At 66.8% G+C, this 16,989-nt stretch carries 17 protein-coding genes; all 17 read right to left on the bottom strand.

Features of this window, described 5'->3' with window-relative positions:
* Nucleotides 1-2 precede the first annotated feature (2 nt).
* A complete protein-coding gene (gene astD, locus ASF77_RS06745) occupies nt 3-1,484 on the bottom strand; it encodes a succinylglutamate-semialdehyde dehydrogenase (protein WP_056336637.1) in 1,482 nt (493 codons plus the stop codon).
* Entirely contained in the window at nt 1,477-2,508 is a 1,032-nt protein-coding gene (astA, locus tag ASF77_RS06740; protein ID WP_056336635.1) for an arginine N-succinyltransferase, read from the bottom strand. The genes astD and astA overlap by 8 nt, the downstream gene beginning before the upstream one ends.
* A 10-nt stretch (nt 2,509-2,518) precedes the next feature.
* A complete protein-coding gene (locus ASF77_RS06735; RefSeq protein WP_056336633.1) occupies nt 2,519-3,544 on the bottom strand; it encodes an arginine N-succinyltransferase in 1,026 nt (341 codons plus the stop codon).
* A gap of 88 nt (nt 3,545-3,632) precedes the next feature.
* Entirely contained in the window at nt 3,633-4,877 is a 1,245-nt protein-coding gene (astC, locus tag ASF77_RS06730; RefSeq protein ID WP_056336630.1) for an acetylornithine/succinylornithine family transaminase, read from the bottom strand.
* A 185-nt stretch (nt 4,878-5,062) separates the two neighbouring features.
* Nucleotides 5,063-6,001, bottom strand: coding sequence for a type II secretion system F family protein (locus ASF77_RS06725; RefSeq protein WP_056336627.1), 939 nt, complete (start codon nt 5,999-6,001; stop codon nt 5,063-5,065).
* 9 nt (nt 6,002-6,010) lie between these two features.
* Nucleotides 6,011-6,985, bottom strand: coding sequence for a type II secretion system F family protein (locus ASF77_RS06720; RefSeq protein ID WP_056336624.1), 975 nt, complete (start codon nt 6,983-6,985; stop codon nt 6,011-6,013).
* Between the two features lie 10 nt (nt 6,986-6,995).
* Nucleotides 6,996-8,342, bottom strand: coding sequence for a CpaF family protein (locus ASF77_RS06715; protein WP_056336621.1), 1,347 nt, complete (start codon nt 8,340-8,342; stop codon nt 6,996-6,998).
* Between the two features lie 16 nt (nt 8,343-8,358).
* Nucleotides 8,359-9,534, bottom strand: coding sequence for an AAA family ATPase (locus ASF77_RS06710; RefSeq protein ID WP_056336620.1), 1,176 nt, complete (start codon nt 9,532-9,534; stop codon nt 8,359-8,361).
* Nucleotides 9,535-9,544: 10 nt separating this feature from the next.
* The gene (locus ASF77_RS06705; RefSeq protein WP_056336617.1) at nt 9,545-9,793 is read right to left on the bottom strand and encodes a hypothetical protein; all 249 of its coding nucleotides are present in this window, start codon (nt 9,791-9,793) and stop codon (nt 9,545-9,547) included.
* On the bottom strand, nt 9,790-11,226 hold the full coding sequence (locus ASF77_RS06700; protein WP_229445292.1) for a type II and III secretion system protein family protein: 1,437 nt from the start codon (nt 11,224-11,226) through the stop codon (nt 9,790-9,792). Before ASF77_RS06700 ends, ASF77_RS06705 begins: the two co-directional genes overlap by 4 nt.
* A gap of 1 nt (nt 11,227) precedes the next feature.
* The gene (gene cpaB / locus ASF77_RS06695) at nt 11,228-12,091 is read right to left on the bottom strand and encodes a Flp pilus assembly protein CpaB (RefSeq protein ID WP_056336611.1); all 864 of its coding nucleotides are present in this window, start codon (nt 12,089-12,091) and stop codon (nt 11,228-11,230) included.
* The gene (locus tag ASF77_RS06690; RefSeq protein ID WP_056336608.1) at nt 12,091-13,452 is read right to left on the bottom strand and encodes a hypothetical protein; all 1,362 of its coding nucleotides are present in this window, start codon (nt 13,450-13,452) and stop codon (nt 12,091-12,093) included. The genes cpaB and ASF77_RS06690 overlap by 1 nt, the downstream gene beginning before the upstream one ends.
* The gene (locus ASF77_RS06685) at nt 13,449-14,018 is read right to left on the bottom strand and encodes a prepilin peptidase (RefSeq protein WP_056336604.1); all 570 of its coding nucleotides are present in this window, start codon (nt 14,016-14,018) and stop codon (nt 13,449-13,451) included. Before ASF77_RS06685 ends, ASF77_RS06690 begins: the two co-directional genes overlap by 4 nt.
* Nucleotides 14,019-14,099: 81 nt before the next feature.
* Nucleotides 14,100-14,273 carry a Flp family type IVb pilin gene (locus ASF77_RS06680; protein WP_056336601.1) on the bottom strand — a complete coding sequence of 58 codons (174 nt, stop codon included), beginning with the start codon at nt 14,271-14,273 and terminating at the stop codon, nt 14,100-14,102.
* 37 nt (nt 14,274-14,310) lie between these two features.
* A complete protein-coding gene (locus tag ASF77_RS25105) occupies nt 14,311-14,445 on the bottom strand; it encodes a hypothetical protein (protein ID WP_267875182.1) in 135 nt (44 codons plus the stop codon).
* A gap of 163 nt (nt 14,446-14,608) precedes the next feature.
* Complete coding sequence (locus ASF77_RS06675) at nt 14,609-15,259, bottom strand: response regulator transcription factor (protein ID WP_056336598.1); 651 nt, start codon at nt 15,257-15,259, stop codon at nt 14,609-14,611.
* An 18-nt stretch (nt 15,260-15,277) separates the two neighbouring features.
* Entirely contained in the window at nt 15,278-16,957 is a 1,680-nt protein-coding gene (locus tag ASF77_RS06670) for a sensor histidine kinase (RefSeq protein WP_056336596.1), read from the bottom strand.
* Nucleotides 16,958-16,989: the final 32 nt, after the last annotated feature.

Here is a 16,989-nt window from a genome sequence, read left to right as displayed (position 1 = left end):
ATTTAGAAAGTCAGTCCCGGCGACAGCTTGGCCGGCATTTCGAGTTCGGCCGTCTCGATCGAGGCGACGGGGTAAGCGCAGTAGTCCGCGGCATAGTATGCGCTCGGACGGTGGTTGCCCGACTTGCCCACGCCGCCGAACGGCGCCGAGCTGGCCGCGCCCGTGGTCGGACGGTTCCAGTTGACGATGCCGGCGCGCGCCTTGATGGCGAAGCGCTTCCACAGTTCTTCCGACGGCGACAGCAGGGCCGCGGCCAGGCCGAACTCGGTGGCGTTCGCCACCTTGATGGCCTGGTCGAAGTCTTGCACGCGCACGATCTGCAGCAACGGGCCGAACCACTCTTCGTCCGGAATGCCCTGGGCATCGGTCACGTCGACGATGCCGGCGGTGACAAAACCCGCGTTCGGATCGAGCTGGCGCATCTGCAGCAGCACTTTACCGCCCTTCGCTTCCATCTCGGCCTGGGCCTGCACCAAGCGTGCGGCGACGGCGGCGGAGACGACCGGCCCCATGAACGGCTGCGGCTCGGCCTTCGAAGCGCCCACCTGCAATTTGGAGGCGACTTCCACCAGGCGCGCGATGAAGGCCTGGCCTTGTTCGTTGTCCTGCACCACCAGGCGGCGCGCGCAAGTGCAGCGCTGGCCGGCGGAGATGAAGGCGGACATCACGGTGTGGTGGACGGCGGCGTCGACATCCTTGGTGTTGCCGCTGAGATCCCAGACGACGAGCGGATTGTTGCCGCCCATTTCCAGCGCCAGCATCTTGCCCGGCTGGCCGCCGAACTGTTTATGCAGCGCGGCGCCGGTCTGGCTGCTGCCGGTGAACAGCACGCCGTCGATCAGGGCGTTCTGGCCGAGGGCGATGCCGGTGTCGCGGCCGCCGTTGACCAGGTTCAGCACGCCGGCGGGCAGGCCGGCCTGCTCCCACAGCTGCACGGTTTTTACGGCAGTGCGCGGCGCGTATTCGCTCGGCTTGAAGACCACCGTGTTCCCGGCGATCAGGGCCGGCACGATGTGGCCGTTCGGCAGGTGGCCGGGGAAGTTATACGGGCCGAAGACGGCGAACACGCCGTGCGGACGGTGGCGCAGCACGGCATTGCCGTCGGCGACCTTGGCATTGGTTTCGCCCGTGCGCGCGCCGTACGACTGCACCGAGATGTCGACCTTGTTGGCCATGGTGGTCGCTTCGGTGCGCGCTTCCCACAGCGGCTTGCCGACTTCCTCGGCGATGATCGAGGCCAGCTCTTCCGCGTGTTCCTTCAGCAGGTCGCGAAAGCGGGTGCAAATGGCGATGCGTTCTTCCAGCGGGCGCAGCGCCCAGGCTTCGAAGGCATCGTGGGCGGCTTGCGCCGCACGTTGCACGTCCTCGCTGGTCGATTCCTTGCTGCTCCAGGTCTGGCGGCCGCTGGACGGGTCGATCGTGACCAGTTCCGCGCCGCTTCCTTCACACCATGCGCCGTTGATGTAATTCGACAGGTTAGCCATTGTTCTTCCTTACGTTGAGTGACAGCGTGCGTACCGGGTCGCCCGCCTTGACGTGCAGCTGGGCCAGCTCCTGCGCCGACAGCGCCACTTCCGCGCCGTCGAGCGTGGCCTGGGCCAGCACCATGCGGAAATCGTCGAGCAGCGTGTTCGACACCAGCAGGCATTCGGTCTCGCCTTCCGGACGGCCTTCGACGGCCACGCGCAGCACGCTGTCGCGCACCGAACGCAGTTCCTTCACGCGGCCCTGCAGCACCGGGCCGGCGTCGAAGATGTCGACATAGCCCTCGTAGTGCATGCCCTCCTGCTCCAGCAGCTTGCGCGCCGGGAGCGTGGAGCGGTGCACCTGGCCGATGACTTCGCGCGCCGACTCCGGCAGGTAGTCGACGTACAACGGCTGGCGCGGCATCAGCTCGGCGATGAAGGATTTTTTACCGACCGCAGTCAGGCCGTCGACGTGGTTGAAATCCATCTTAAAGAAGTGGCGCCCAAGGCCCTCGTAGAACGGGCTGGTGCCGTCCTCTAACAGGTAGCCGCGCATCTCGGCGATGATCTTCTCGGTGAACAGCTGCTGGAACTGGGCGATGAAGAGGAAACGGCTTTTCGAGAGCCACTTGCCGTTGTAGCCCTTACGGTAGTCCGGCTTCAGGAACAGCGAGCACAGTTCGGTCGCACCAGTGAGGTCGTTCGACAGGTACAGGGTCTCCATGCGCGTAAACACGTTCAGTTCGCGGCTGGAGTGCACCAGGGTGCCGATACGGTAGTTATAGAAGGGTTCGTTCAGGCCGACCGCGGCCTTGATGGCGCAGACGCCGGCGATGTGGCCGTTCTCGGTGTCTTCCAGCACGAACATGTAGTCGCGCTCTTCGGGCGGGATGGTGCCCTGGAACGAGGCCACGGCGCAGGCGACGCGGTCGCCCAGCATCTTGCGATCGGGCTTCAGGGTGGTCATGCCGCCGCCGACGTCGCGCGCCATGTCAAGGAGCGGGTCGAGATCCGATGCGGCAATGGAGCGAATGACGAGCATGGTGCCTCTCTCAGATTCTGACGCAGACGACGCTGTCGCCCGGCTGCACGCCCAGCGCCCCCTGTGCGGCCAGGGGCAGGCACAGGGCGTCGGAGGTGTCGCAGGGTGGACAGGCCACGGTGATGGCGCGGAAGCGCTCGGCATTGGTCGCCACCGCATAGGTGACGAGGTTATCGTGCGCGTCCGCTTCCGCTGTTTCGACGCGGCGGTGCTGCGAGCCGCAGAACGAGCGCAGCGACATTTTGTGGGCCGCCAGGATCGGGCCGCCGTCGAAGATGTCGACATATTCGTCCGCTTCGAAGCCCTCGGCGGTCAGCAGGTCGAAGGCCAGCTGGCCGCTCGGGTGGATCTGCCCCATCGCCGCCTGGGCGTCGCCCGGCAGCAGCGGCACGTACACCGGATAGTGCGGCATCAGCTCGACGATCATGGTGCGGTTGCGCGAACCGCCGATGACGCGTTCGGCGTCGAGGAAATCCATCTTGAAGAACTTGCGGCCGAGCGCATTCCAGAACGGCGACTGGCCGTCGCCATCGGTGACGCCGGCCAGCGGCACGAAGAAACGGTCGCCGAAGCGGTGCGGCGCCAGCACCGCGAACAGCAGGCGCGCGCGCGACAGCAGCGCGGCCTCGATGCCGGCACGCTCGCGGTCGCGCAGGTGGAAGCCGGCCAGCTGCGAGCAGGCCGTCAGTTCCGAGCACAGCGTCAGCGCATGCACGCTGTGCGAGATGTTCAGGTCGCGCGAAACCTGCGCGATGACGTCGTTGCGGAAGGCGAAATAGGTGCCGTTCGAGCCGGCCGAGGCGTGCACGGCGGCCGTGCCAACCACCTCGCCGCTGGCGCTGTCTTCGAGCACGAACAGGTAGGACTCCTCGCTCGGGATATCGACTTGCGCGGCAAACGAGGCGATCGAACGCTCGATGAACGCGGCGATCGTTTCGCGCGTGCGCGGCAGCGTGTGGACGCCGGGCGTCATCACGGCGGCCAGCGTTTCCAGCGCGTCGACATCCGCAAGTTCTACCGGACGGACTACATACATGGGGGCTCCCTTGGAGGATCGGTGCGGACAGGTTCTAAACGAGCACGTCCCAGCCGGAGGGGTGGGGACGCTGCCTGCCGCGCGTGAATCAGGCGGCGGCCAGGAACTCGTCGACCGCGGCGCGCAGGATGCGATCGGCCTCAAGGATCTGCGCGTCCGACACGATCAGGGCCGGCGCCATGCGGATCACGTCCGGGCCGGCGATCAGCAGCATCAGGCCCATCTTCTCGGCGACTTTGGTGATGTCCTTGGCCTTGCCCTTGAAACCTTCGGCCAGCGGCAGGCCGATCAGGAGGCCCATGCCGCGCGGCTTGCCGAACAGCTGCGGGTAGTCGCCGGTCAGCTTTTCGAGGTTGGCGAAGATCTTGGCACTGGCTTCCTTCACACGCGCCAGGAAGGCCGGCTGGTTGATCATCTCGACCACGTTCAGCGCGACGGTCGCCGCCAGTGGATTGCCGCCGTAGGTGGTGCCGTGCGAACCGACGTTCAGGTGCTGGGCGATGTCTTCGGTGGTCAGCATGGCGCCGATCGGGTAGCCGTTGCCGAGCGCCTTGGCGCTGGTGAGGATGTCCGGCGTCACGCCGGTCTGCATGTAGGCGTAGAAGGAACCGGTACGGCCCACGCCCGACTGCACTTCGTCGAAGATCAGCAGCGCGCCGGTCTTGTCGCACAGTTCGCGCAGCGCCTGCAGGTAGTCGTGGTTGCCTGGAATGACGCCGCCCTCGCCCTGGATCGGCTCGACGATCACGGCGGCGACGTCGTCGAGGATGGCGGCGCGCGCCGCCTCGATGTCGTTGTACGGGATGTGGTTGATTTCCTGCGGCAGCGGCTCGAAGCCTTCGGTGTACTTCGGCTGGCCGCCGACGGACACGGTGAACAGCGTGCGGCCGTGGAAGGACGACAGGCAGGACACGATGCGCGATTTATGCGGGCCGAACTTGGTGTGCGCGTACTTGCGCGCCAGCTTCAGGGCCGCTTCGTTCGCTTCCGCACCCGAGTTGGCGAAGAAGGCGCGATCCGCAAAAGTAGCTTCGACCAGGCTCGATGCCAGGCGCAGCACCGGCTCGTTGGTGTAGCCGTTACCGAGATGCCACAGGGTGTTGATCTGCTTGGTCATCGCGTCGACCAGCACCGGGTGGCAGTGACCCAGGCTCGAGACGGCGATGCCGGAGGTGAAGTCGAGGTAATGCTTGCCCTCCTGGTCCCACACGTCCAGCCCCGACGCCCGCACCGGCACCATCGCGGCCGGCGCGTAGGTCGGAACGAGGACTTCATCGAAGGTCTGCCGAGTGACAGGCCGCGTTGTGACACCCGATTCGAGCTTTGCATTCATGACTTTTTCCTCATCCGTTGGAGTGACTGGCGCGCCGGGACGCGGGCGCCGAACCTGGTCATTATAGGGAGAGGGTGGGGCAAGTTCTTGCTGAAGTGCGACGGGGATTTTCATTTTTGGCAGGCCTGTTTTCGGGGCAGGATGGCATTCTTGCCAATCAGGCAAGCCCCTCGGCGCGTGCCGGCTCAGCTTGCCGCGGCCGCGACAGGCATCACCGTGCGCATGATCTGCAGGCACGCCGGCCCCAGCAACACCACCAGCAGCGCCGGAAAAATACAGAAGATCAGCGGGAACAGCAGCTTGGTGGCGATCTTCCCCGCGTTTTCCTCGATTAATTGACGCCGCCGCACGCGCAGCTGTTCGGACTGGATGCGCAGGGCGAGACCAACGCTGGTGCCGAAGCGGTCAGCCTGGATCAGCATTTTTGCCAGGGCATCGACGTCCTCCACCCCGGTACGCAGAGCCAGGTTGCGCAGTGCCTTTTCTTTCGAGCTGCCCGCTCGCATTTCGAGCGTTACCAGCTGCAGTTCCTCGGCCAGCACCGGGCTTTTCAAGCCGATTTCGGCCCCCACACGCCCCAGCGCGGCGTCCATCGCGAGGCCGGCTTCGACGCAGACCGTCATCAGGTCGAGGGCGTCCGGGAAGCTTTCGAAGATCTCGCGCTGGCGCTGCGCGATGCGGCGCTTGAGGAGGATATCGGGCACATAGTAGCCGCAGGCCGCCGCCGAGACCAGCGCCAGGAAAGTGACGCCGGCGACGCGGTCGGGATCGTGGCGCAGCACCAGCCAGGCAAGCAGCGGCAATCCGAGCGTGAGTGCGGTTTTACCGGCATGGAACAGGCCGGGCGTGGCCGGATCGCGCCAGCCGGCGTTGATGAAACGCAGGCGTACGGGCGAACTCTCCCAGCCGTCCGCCGGCACCGAGAGCTTGGCCAACGGCTCGGCCAGGCGTGCCAGGCGCTGGCGCCAGCCTTCGGCACGGGCCGTGCGTCGGGTATCGCGCTCGTCCAGTGCAGACAGGCGTGCCTGGATCGGATTGCGCGTCAACAGCAGCATGGCCAGCATCGCGATACCAAAGATGGCGACGAACAGTGCGCCCAGGATGAGCAATTGTGCGTTGGTCATCGTATTTCCTTACATGCGGATGCGCACGATCTTGCGAATCGCAAGCACTCCGAACAACATCATTCCCAGGGCCGAATACAGCATCTTGCGGCCGCCCGGATCGGTCCACAGCACGCCCATCGTTCCCGGATTGGCCAGGTACATCATGAAGCCCGCTCCAAAAGGCAAGAGGCACAGCACCCAGGCCGAGATGCGCCCTTCCGCCGACAAGACGCGCACCTGGCCGGCCAGCTTGTGGCGGTCGCGGATGATGTTGGCGATCGACGCCAGCAGTTCCGTCAGGTTGCCGCCGCTTTCGCGCTGGATCAGCACGGCCACCACGAAGTACTGCAAGTCCATGCTGGGCACGCGCTGGGCCAGGTTGTTGAGGGCATCGCCCATCGCGACGCCGAAATTGACTTCATCGAAGGCGGCCTTGAATTCTTCCCCCAGGGGCGCGGCGACTTCGTCGGCCACCAGCTTGAGCGCCGTCGGAAAGGCATGGCCGGCGCGCATCGCGCGGCTCATCATGTCCAGCGCTTCCGGCAGCTGGCGTTCGAAGCGAACCATGCGTGCGGCGCGCGCACGCGCAAGCCGCAGCAGCGGCAGGCTGGCGCCGCCCGATGCAGCCAGGGGCAATGCGAGCAGCGGCAGGTGCAGCCATACCGCTGCGATCAATCCCGCCATGAAGCCGATGGCGCATACGGCGACCAGGGGCGCCACCAGCTGCTGCGAACCCGCCTGCTGCAGCATGCGGTCGAGCCGGTGTACGCCAGGCAGGCGGCGCAGCAGCCGGTCGAGTTCCGGATCCTCGCTGTAGCGCCGCTCCTTGACGATGGTGACGTCGGAGCGCTGCGCTTCCGCGCCGATGACGCCGCGCAGGCGGCGCGCGATGCGCTCGGCTTCGGGACTGCGGTGCGCCTGCCAGCCGGCATACGCTCCCCACACCAGCAGCATGACGGCCGCGAACAGCAGCGCCACGAACAGGAGGAAAGTGAGATCCATGCGGCTTTCCCTAGCGCGGTTCGAACACGTGGGCAGGCAAGGTCACGCCGAAGGTACGCAGGCGCTCGGCGAAACGCGGACGCACACCGGTCGCGCCCGAATGGCCGATCACGCTGCCGTCGTCGGCCACGCCGGTCTGCTTGAAGGCGAAGATCTCCTGCATGGTGATGACGTCGCCTTCCATCCCCGTCACTTCCGAGATCGACAGCACCTTGCGCTTGCCGTCGGTCAGGCGCGTGACCTGCACCACGACGCCGACGGCGGAACTGATCTGCTGGCGCATTGCCTTCGGCGGCAGGTTCCCTGCCGCCATGCTGATCATGTTTTCCAGGCGCGTGAGGGCGTCGCGCGGGGTATTCGCGTGGATGGTCGCCATCGAGCCCTCATGGCCGGTGTTCATCGCGCCCAGCATGTCGAGCGCTTCGGCGCCGCGCACTTCGCCCAGGATGATGCGGTCCGGGCGCATCCGCAAGGCGTTTCGCACCAGCGCGCGCTGGGTCACTTCGCCCTTGTCCTCGATGTTCGGCGGGCGGGTCTCGAGGCGCACCACGTGCGGCTGCTGCAGCTGCAGTTCGGCCGCGTCCTCGACCGTCACGATGCGCTCGTTCTTGCCGATGAAATTCGAGATCACGTTGAGCATGGTGGTCTTGCCGGAACCGGTGCCGCCCGAGATCAGGATGTTGACCTTGGCCTTGCCCAGGCCCTGCAGTACCTCGGCCATCTCGGGCGTCATACTGCCGTAGGAAACCAGGTCGGCCAGGCGCAGCGGATCGGCCGAAAAGCGGCGGATCGACATCACCGGGCCGTCGATCGCCAGCGGCGGAATGATCGCATTGACGCGCGAGCCGTCCGGCAGCCGGGCGTCGACCATCGGGCTCGATTCGTCGATGCGGCGGCCCACGCGTGAGACGATCTTGTCGATGATCTTCATCAAGTGGGCGTCGTCGGTGAAGGTGACGTCGGTCAGTTCGAGCTTGCCGCGGCGCTCGACATACACCTGCTTGTGGGTATTGACCAGGATGTCGGAAACGGTCGGGTCTTCCAGCAGCGTTTCGAGCGGGCCGAAGCCGAGCATCTCGTTCTGGATGTCGCGCGTGAGCGTCTTGCGCTCGGCATCGTTGATGACGACCATCTCCTCTTCCAGCAGGCGCTCGACCAGGAGGCGCAACTCCTGGCGGATCTGATCCTGGTTCAGGCGCTGCATGCTCTCCAGGTCGACGCGGTCGAGCAGCGCCTCGTGGATGCGGGACTTGAGCTGATGGTAGGCGCGGTTGTCGATCGGGCCGCTGCGCTGGGCCGTCGGGCGCGGCGCGCTGTTGCCGAGACGTTCGCGCAGGGAATAAGCCGGGGTATTCATGGGTGGATCCTGGGAATCAGACATCGGTGATGCGGCGCTTGAACAGGCGCGTCATCAGGCTGGTTGGCGCCACCGGCGCACTCTCTCCGGTCAGGCCGCGCGCCATCTCCGTCAGCGCGTTGCTCAGCGGGCTGTCGGGCATCAGGCGCGTGACCGGCACGCCCTGGTTGACCGACTTCGCCGCCGCGTCGTAGTGGTTCGGCATGGTGCGCAGGATCGGGGTGTCGAACGCCTCTTCCAGATCCTTCAGCCGGATGTCGCTGTTCTTGTCGTGGCGGTTGACGATCAGCTCGACCTTGTCCTTGCCGTAATCGAGGTTGCGGAAAACGCTCAGGAGGCGCTTGCCGTCGCGGATGTACGGCAGCGTCATCTGCAGCACCGGGTAGATCGTGTCGGCATGGTCGAGCGCGCGGATGCTCACCGGGTCAAGGCTGCGGCCGACGTCGAGCACGATGAAGTCGTACTGGCGGCGCGCCAGCTTGACGATGGCGTCGATGTGCTCGGGCTTGACGTCGCTGGCGTGGGCCGGATCCGAGGGCGCGGCCAGGATGCCGTAGTTCGGCGTGACGGCGACCATGCTCGAAGCCAGGAAGGATGGATCGAGGCGGTGGATCTGGGTCGCCACGTCGGACAGGGTCGCCAGCGGCTTGCTGTCGGAAACGAACAGCGAGGCGTCGCCGAACTGCAGGTTCATGTCGATCAGCGCCACCTTCTTCGTGCCGCCGGCCGACAGCGCATAGGCGAGGTTCGTGGCCAAGAAAGTCGAGCCGCTGCCGCCCTTGCAGGAAATGAAAGCCAACACCTTGCCAGGCGCACCGCCCTGGCTGCCCAGCTTGTCGGCGGCGCGGTCGAGCGCTTCGTCCAGGGCGGTGCCGGCCTGCGGCGGCAGCACTTCGCGCACGCCGGCTCGCATCGCGCGCAGCAGGAACTCCTGCGACAGGTCGGCCGAGAGCACGATAAAGGCGAGCTTCGGGAACAGGTGGCCGAGCCGTTCGATCTGCTCGAGGTCGCCTTCTACGATGCGCGGCGCATCGACCACCAGCACGTCGGGAATGGCTTCGTCGGCCAGGGTCGCCAGGCGCGCCGGAGCCCCGGGAATCATGTCGACTTCGTCGGTTTCGGGGCGGGCGCGCAGCTGGCGCGCCAGGTCGATCAGGTGGCGCTCGTCGCGCGACAACACAGCGATTTTCATGTCGGCCCTTTCACTTGCTGCCAAAGGTCAGGGTGTCCGTTTGCGATACCGGCGCGGCATACGAACGCTGGTAGTTCACATACGCGGCCACCGCGGCGCCGGCGTCGGCGCCGGTATCCGGCCGCGGCTGTGCCGGTAGCGCCTGGCTGGCCAGGATGGCGCGCACGCTGGCGCCGCCGGCCGAGGGAGTGGCGGCAACGCAGCCGCCCAACAGGGACGAGATGGCCAGCGCGCCGGCAATGTTCGAAAGACGGTTCATGGTTTTTCCTTGGCTGCGCCGGGCTGGGCGTGGCTTTCGTGCTGACCGTTGAGCAGGAACTCGGCACGGGTAGGCTGCCGGTACTCGTCGGTCGGCAGACGTGGCGCTTCCGGCAGCGGCTTGGCCAGGCGCGGCGTCACGATGAAGACCAGCTCGGTGCGGTCGTTCTGGAAGTCGCTGCTGCGAAACAGCGCGCCCAGCACCGGCACTTCGCCCAGCAGCGGGAAGCGCTTGATGCTGCTGGTGACGTTATTGCGAATCAGGCCGCCGATCGCAAAGCTTTGGCCGTCCTGCAGCTGCACGGTGGTGGTCGCGCGGCGGGTCGTGAAGGCCGGCAGGATGGCGGTTGCGTTCGACGAGCCGTTGACGCTGACGCCGATTCCTTCGCGGTTCAGTTCCGACACTTCCGGCGCCACGCGCAGGTTGATGCGTCCGCCGCCGAGCACGGTCGGCGTGAACTTGACGGCCACGCCGTATTCCTTTTCCTCGAGCGTGATGGTGTTGGCGCCGCCGGCCGCGTTCTGCGCCACCGGAATGAAGATCTTGCCGCCGGCCAGGAAGCTGGCTTCCTGGCCGCTGACGGCCATCACGGTGGGCTCGGCCAGGATCTTGACCAGGCCGTCGCGGTTCTCGCCGTCGATGGCGAACTGCTTCATGCCGTTGTTCTTGACGTCGCTGATGAGCCCCCCACTGCCGCTCAGCAGGTTCGACAGCAGGCCATAGGTCCAGCCTCCGCTGATTTTGCTGTAGCCGGCGGCCGCGCCCAGCTTGTCGACCAGCGACTTCGACACTTCGGCGATCTTCACTTCCAGCATCACCTGCTGGGGCGCGGCGATCGACAGCAGGTTCAGCACTTTGGCGGCGCCCGCGGCGGCAGGTGCGGCGCTGACCGCGGCTGCACCCACGCCCGCCGGCGACGGGCTGCCCGCTGCCGCGGCAGGTGCGGCGCCCTCCTGGTAGGCATTCGCCAGGGCCATCAGCTGGGCCGCCACTGCGGCGTCGCTGACCATGCCCGACAGCACCAGCGCATTGCCGCTGCTGCCGATGCGAATCTCCTTTTCCTGCGGGAACAGGGTGTCGAACTGGGCGCGCAGGGGCGCGGTGTCGATGCCGACCACCAGATCGAGCACCGTCGAGCGGCCGTCGCGGCCGGCAACGATCAGGTTGGTGGAGCCGACGCTGCGCGCCACGATCACGACCTCGTTCGCGTTGGGGACGACGACATTGGCCACGTCCGGTGCGCCCACGGTCACCTGGGACGCAGGGCTGCAGAAGCGTTTCAGGACGGATTTGCCGCGCACCAGTTCGAGGCGCCCGCCCTGGCTATTGCCGCGCAGGTCGATGCAGTCGGGCGTAGCCGCATGGGCGGCGCCGAAGGACAGCGCCAGCGCGCAGGCCAGCAAGGTCTTGTTGTTCAGGGAAGTCATGGTCATGTCAGTTCAATGCTTGCGAAGAGGCGTCCAGGCCGCGGATCACGAGGACGGCGTCGGCGCGCGGCGTGCGCGCAGGAGCCGGCGCCGCCATGCGCACCGGGGCCGGGGCCGGCGCCGCGGCTTCAAGACGCGGGGCGGCGAGCGGTGCCGGCGCAGCCGGCGGCAGGCCCAGCACGGACTCGCGTGTCGCGCCGGCCGTGTTGGCCGGCTGCGGGTCGACCTGGTTGCGCAGCACCAGCGACAGCGAACCGATGCTGCGCGCCAGGTCGAGCTTTTCGACCTGATCCGGCGCCAGCTCCAGCGTCACGGCGTTTACCACGCGCGGCTTGGTATCGTCGCGGTTCGATTCCTGCGCCACCGCCAGCACCAGGATCCGTTCCAGCACGATCTTCGAGATGGACGGTGAACGCGCACCGAGGTCGTTGCCAGTGCTTTCGAGGTTGACCAGGATGTCGACATAATTGCCCGGCAAGGCGAAACCGGCGACGCCGACGACGTCGTTGACCCGCACCGTCATGGCGCGCTTGCCGGCGGCGACGACGGCCGACAGGCCGCCCATGGTGCCGGCCGGCGCCAGCTTCGTTTCGACGACTGGCTCGCCCTTGCCGATGTTGGCGCGCACGACGCGGTTTTCCAGCACTTTCAAGTCGGTGATGGCGCCCTCGGGTACGGAAGCGGCGGGCCAGTCGACCAGCTGCAGATTGGCCGCGGCCAGGCGCGTGCCCTGGTTGAGGTCGATCGTGGCGACCGCGATGCGGGTGCCGGCCGCGCCCTGCTCGCTCATCCACTTGGCAGCCACCAGCACGGCCGCCAGCGCGAGGAATAGTGCCGCGCCGACGATCAAGAGTGCTTTCGAATTACGCATCAGTCGTTCTCCATCTTGCCGCGTTCGCGGCGTTCCAGTTCCAGGGTGCAGCCGGCGCCATGGCCGGTCGCGAAATAGTTATCCCACGCCCAATCGAGCGTGCGGCGCGACAGGCAGGGCGCTTCTTCCTCGTAGCGCGCCAGGTCGCGCAGCTGGCGCAGCAGGTCGCGCGGGTAGCAGGCCAGCAGTGGGACGCCGTGGCGGCGGTGGCAATCGAGCAGGTAGTCGAAAACGCCGGCATCGAAGGCGACGCCGGCGCTGCGGCAGGCCTGCTCGAACAGCCGCGCGTATTCCGCGTTCGAGGCGGCAGGCACTTCGATCTTGTAGCCGAGGCGGCGCAGGAAAGCGCCATCGGACAGGCGCTGCGGCACGAAATTCGAGGAAAACACGACAATCACGTCGAAGGGCACCTCGAAACTATGGCCGGTGTGCAGGGTCAGGTAATCGACATTGCGATCCATCGGCACGATCCAGCGGTTCATCAGGGCGTCCGGGGTGCAGCGCTGGCGGCCCAGGTCGTCGATGATGAAGATGCCGTTGTTCGACTTCAGGTGCGGCGGCGCCTGGTACAGGCGGGTGTGCGCATCGAAATGCAGGTCGAGCATGTCGAGCGTGAGTTCGCCGCCGGCCAGGGCCGCAGGACGGCGCAGGCCGCGCACCCAGCGCATGTCGGGCGCGCTGCCGCGGTCGAAGCCACGCTCGCCCGCGATGTCGGCGGCGCCGCTCAGCGGACGGTGCTGGACGGCGTCGTATAGCGGTACGGCTTCGCCGTCGACCATGATTGCGTAGGGAACGGCGATCGCGCCGCTGAGCAGGTCGCGCAGGCGCTCGGCCAGGTAGGTCTTGCCGCTGCCCGCCAGGCCGTGCAGGAACAGCGCGCGGCCCGAATTCATGGCGGCGCCCAGCTGCGCCAGCACGCGCGGGTTGACGACGATGTCGCCGAAGACGGCGTCCATCTGCTGGCGCGTGACGTGCACGCCGGCGACGCTTTGCGCCTGCACTTGCGCGGTATAGGCGGCCAGGGTGACCGGCGCCGGGCCGGCATAGGCATTCCGGGCCAGCACCGCGGCGGCGCGTGCGCGGCCGGCCTCGGTCAGCAGATAGGACAGGTCGGCGTCGGTGCCGCTGTTGCCGACGCGCGCCACTTCGCACAGCTTTTCCGCGCGCAGGAAGGCGACCAGCGGATCGATCACGCCGACGTTGAGTTTCAGGTGCGCGGCCAGTTCCGGCAAGCGCATCTGGCCGCGCTGGTGCAGCACCTTGGCCAGCAGCTCGGCCAGGAACAGGAAAGGCAGGCCGGTGTCCTCGACCGTGCGCGGTGCGCGCAGTTCGGCCGGCGCCAGGCTGGACAGCGTGCTCACAGCGGCAGCTCCCCGAAGGCGTGCAGCCAGAGTACGCAAGGAACGCTGGCCGCGGCGATCGCGACCGCATAGGGCAGGCGGCCGCTGGCGCTCGCCGGTGCCGGCACAGCAATGCTGCCCGACAGCGCAGAGACGCTGGTGTGCAGCGCCATGTGGCAGGCATTGCCGATCAGCTGGCGCAGCTTGCGCTGCCAGGCGGCGAAGGCCAGCGCCAGCACACCGCCGGCTACCAGCGTGAACAGCGCGATCGTCAAGATCTGGCCGGCGCCGACGAAGGCGCCGACCATCGCCAGCAGCTTGACGTCGCCCGCGCCCATCAGGCGCAGCGCGTACATCGGCAGCAGGAAGGCCAGGCCCAGGGCCAGGCCGCCGCTGGCGAAACCGATTCCCAGGCCGCCGATCGGTGTGCCGAACAGCCCTGCTCCCGCCGGCAGCAGCGTATGCAACGCGAGCGCGGCCAGCATGCCCGGGAACACCAGGGCGTTCGGGATGCGGCGCGCGCGCACGTCGTGCCAGACGGCGGCCGCAAGCAGCGCAAGCAGCAGGATCAGGGGGAGCAGTGCCAAGGAAGGACTCCGGTGAAAATAAAAATCCGGAACGGTGGCGTTCCGGATTGGTGGCGTGCCGGCGGCACGCCGGTGACGCGATTACTTGACGGTCGGGGAGATCTTGGCGGCCAGCGCGCCGAACATGCTGCTGATGTTGCCGCCCAGCAGAGTCACAGCGGTGATGATCACGCCGGCGATCAGGGATGCGATGAGGGCGTATTCGATTGCGGTGACGCCGTCTTCTTCTGCGATGAAGTTTTTGATGAAGTTCATGATGTGGCCTTTAAGAGAAATTGAAAAATTGCTTGGCTTATGCGCTTGTCCATGCAGCCAACACTGCGATGAAGCCAACGACCGCGAGCAGGGCAACCAGGACGATGTACGACGTGGCCGGGGTTCCGGTGCGTTCATACTGCTGTTCCTGCAAGTCTTCCTTGTCGTACACGTTTGCTCCTGTCTGTTGCCGCCGCATCGTGCTTCGATGCGCAGCGCATGAACAGCATCTTATGATTTGACCGGATTCATCACATCCGTCAAATATACCTTTCGGCGTAGGAGCTTCGGCCAGGCCAACCAGGACAAATGTCCTGTCTCTCCTGCTGGCCGCGTCAGGACAAGGCGTTGCGCGTGGCGTAGACGTAGAGTTCGAGGCGGTTGGCGACGTCGAGCTTCTGGTAGATCGTGCTCAGGTGGTTGCGCAGAGTGCGCTCGGAAATGAAGGCGCGCTCGGCCAGTTCCTTGTTGAGGGCGCCCTTGCCGGCCACGATCATGCCGATCACTTCGCGTTCGCGTGCCGTCAGCGAGGCGATGCGCTGGCTTTCCGGGTTGGCCGGCGGCGGTGCGGTGAGCTGGCCGAGCAAGGCCTGCATGAGCGACTGTTCGATCCAGAGTTCGCCGTTGTGCACCTTGCGCACGGCCGCCAGCACATCCTCGGTCGGGGCTTCCTTGCCGACCACGCCGCGCGCACCGAGCTTCACTGCCTCGGTCAGCGTGGCCTGGTCGCGGTTGGCGCTGAAAATGACGACGCGCGTGCCCTCATTGGCCAGGAGCGCGGGCAGGATGGCGAGCGAGCTGCTGCCCTTCAGGTCGAGGTCGAGCAGGACGATGTCGGGCCGCAGCGCCGTGCACAGCGCGGTCGCTTCGGCCGCGTCGCCGGCGCTGCCGGCCAGGGTAAAGGCCGGGGCTTCGGCCTGGATCAGGCGCTCGAGGCCCCACAGCATCGTCTTGTGGTCGTCTACCAGCAAAATGCGGATGGTCATGCTTGTCTCCGGTGTCGTTCAGGTGGCCACGCGGATGCGCAGCCGCGTCTGCCCCTGCGCCGTCTCGATGGCGAGCGTACCGCCGACGGCGCGTACCCGTTCGGCGATCGATTGGGGCAGGAAGGGGGCCGGCGCGGCGCCCGGTCCCTGGGGATTGGTGATGTCGATCTCGAGCGTGCCGGCATCGCCCGACAGGGCCACCCGGGCGCTGCGCGCATGGGTGTGCTTGCAGATGTTGCTGACGCCTTCGGTCACGATCTGGAATACCTCCGCCGCCATGCGATCGTTGATGGGCGGCGCGCCCGCCGCATCGAGCGTCACCTCGACATCGTAGAAGGAACGCACCTGGTTCAACTGGCGGCGCAGGGCGATCAGCAGTTCCGGCTCTTCCTGGCGCCCATGGCGAAAGCGCTGCGCGAACTGGCGCATGTCGCCGATCACGTCGGTGCTCATCGCCAGCAGGCGGTCGAGGTCGGCCGTCAGTGGATTGTCGTCGCCGGCCCGGCTGCGGATCGCCGCCACCGCGTGGCGCAGGCCGATATAGGGCTGGATCGTACTGTCGTGCAGGTCGCGCGCGATGGTCTGGCGCTCGCGGAAGGCCGCGTCGGAGGCAAGGCGGTCGAGCAGGTTGATGGTTTCGATGACCGGGAAAGCCTGCTGCACGATATGGTGCAGGAAGGTGGCGTCGCCGCGGCGCAGCGCCGCCCCGGAGGTCACGAAGATGCGCCCTGCGCCCTTGCGCAGCGGCAGTGCGGCGCTGATGAAGCGTTCGGTATCGAGCAGGTCGGCGATGCTTGCGCAGGCGACCGTTTCCGCTGCGCTGCCGGTTCTGGCCGGAAGGATCGCCATTTGCCCTGCATCGGGCAGCAGCAGGCTCTTGCCCTTGTGATAAAGCACGACGCCGTCGCCGGGCGCGAGCAAGGGCTGGACATCGGCGTCCTCGATCCGGCTGCGGCGGATCGCGCGCCCGCTCCTTGGATGATGGACGGTATGCAGCATCCAGCGGCCGCTGCCGTCCTGCATCAGCAGGACGCAGGTCGTGCCGCCGAAAAAGCGCAGGATCTTGCCCATCAACGAGTCGAGCGTGTGCTGCACGCCGAAACGGGGATTCGACAGCCGGCTGACGTCGCGCAGCAGTGCCAGGCGGCGGCGCTGATCGACCAGCAGGCCGCCCCAGAACGCGATCATGTAGCCCAGTGCCAGCAAAAACGTGGTGCGCAGCAGCAGCAGGTAGAGCGTTGTCGCACCGTGTGCGCCGAGCACGGCGGCAGTGACCACGGCCGCCGCCCCCAGGGTCAGGCGTGCGCCCGCATCGAAGCCATGGCGGAACGACGCGGCCAGGATCGCGAAGAAGAACAGGGTGAAGAAGGGGCTGGGTGCACCACCGCTGGCATATACCATCAGCCCGTACCAGCCGATGTCGACCCAGTAGATCACCGGGCCATGCCAGAAACCGGCCCGCGATCGCGCCACGCATAGCAGCACCAGGCTGTGCAGCGCATAGGCGACGAAGATCAGCCACATCCAGCGTCCCGCCAGCACCACCGTATGGGGGCCGATATATAGGGTCAGGAGCGTCGAGACCGACAGAAGGAAGCGCATGCCGAACACCATCCAGGCCTCCGCGCCCGGCGAGGCGGCACCGGCGCCGCCGTGCACCGTCCACCTGGCCAGGCGAAAGACTGCTTCGAGACCCATTGCTTGCATGTTGTTCAGACCCGACAGAGACA

This window comes from Massilia sp. Leaf139, assembly GCF_001424165.1.
GTDB lineage: Bacteria > Pseudomonadota > Gammaproteobacteria > Burkholderiales > Burkholderiaceae_D > Telluria.
This window is presented reverse-complemented; position numbering and strand designations above follow the sequence as displayed.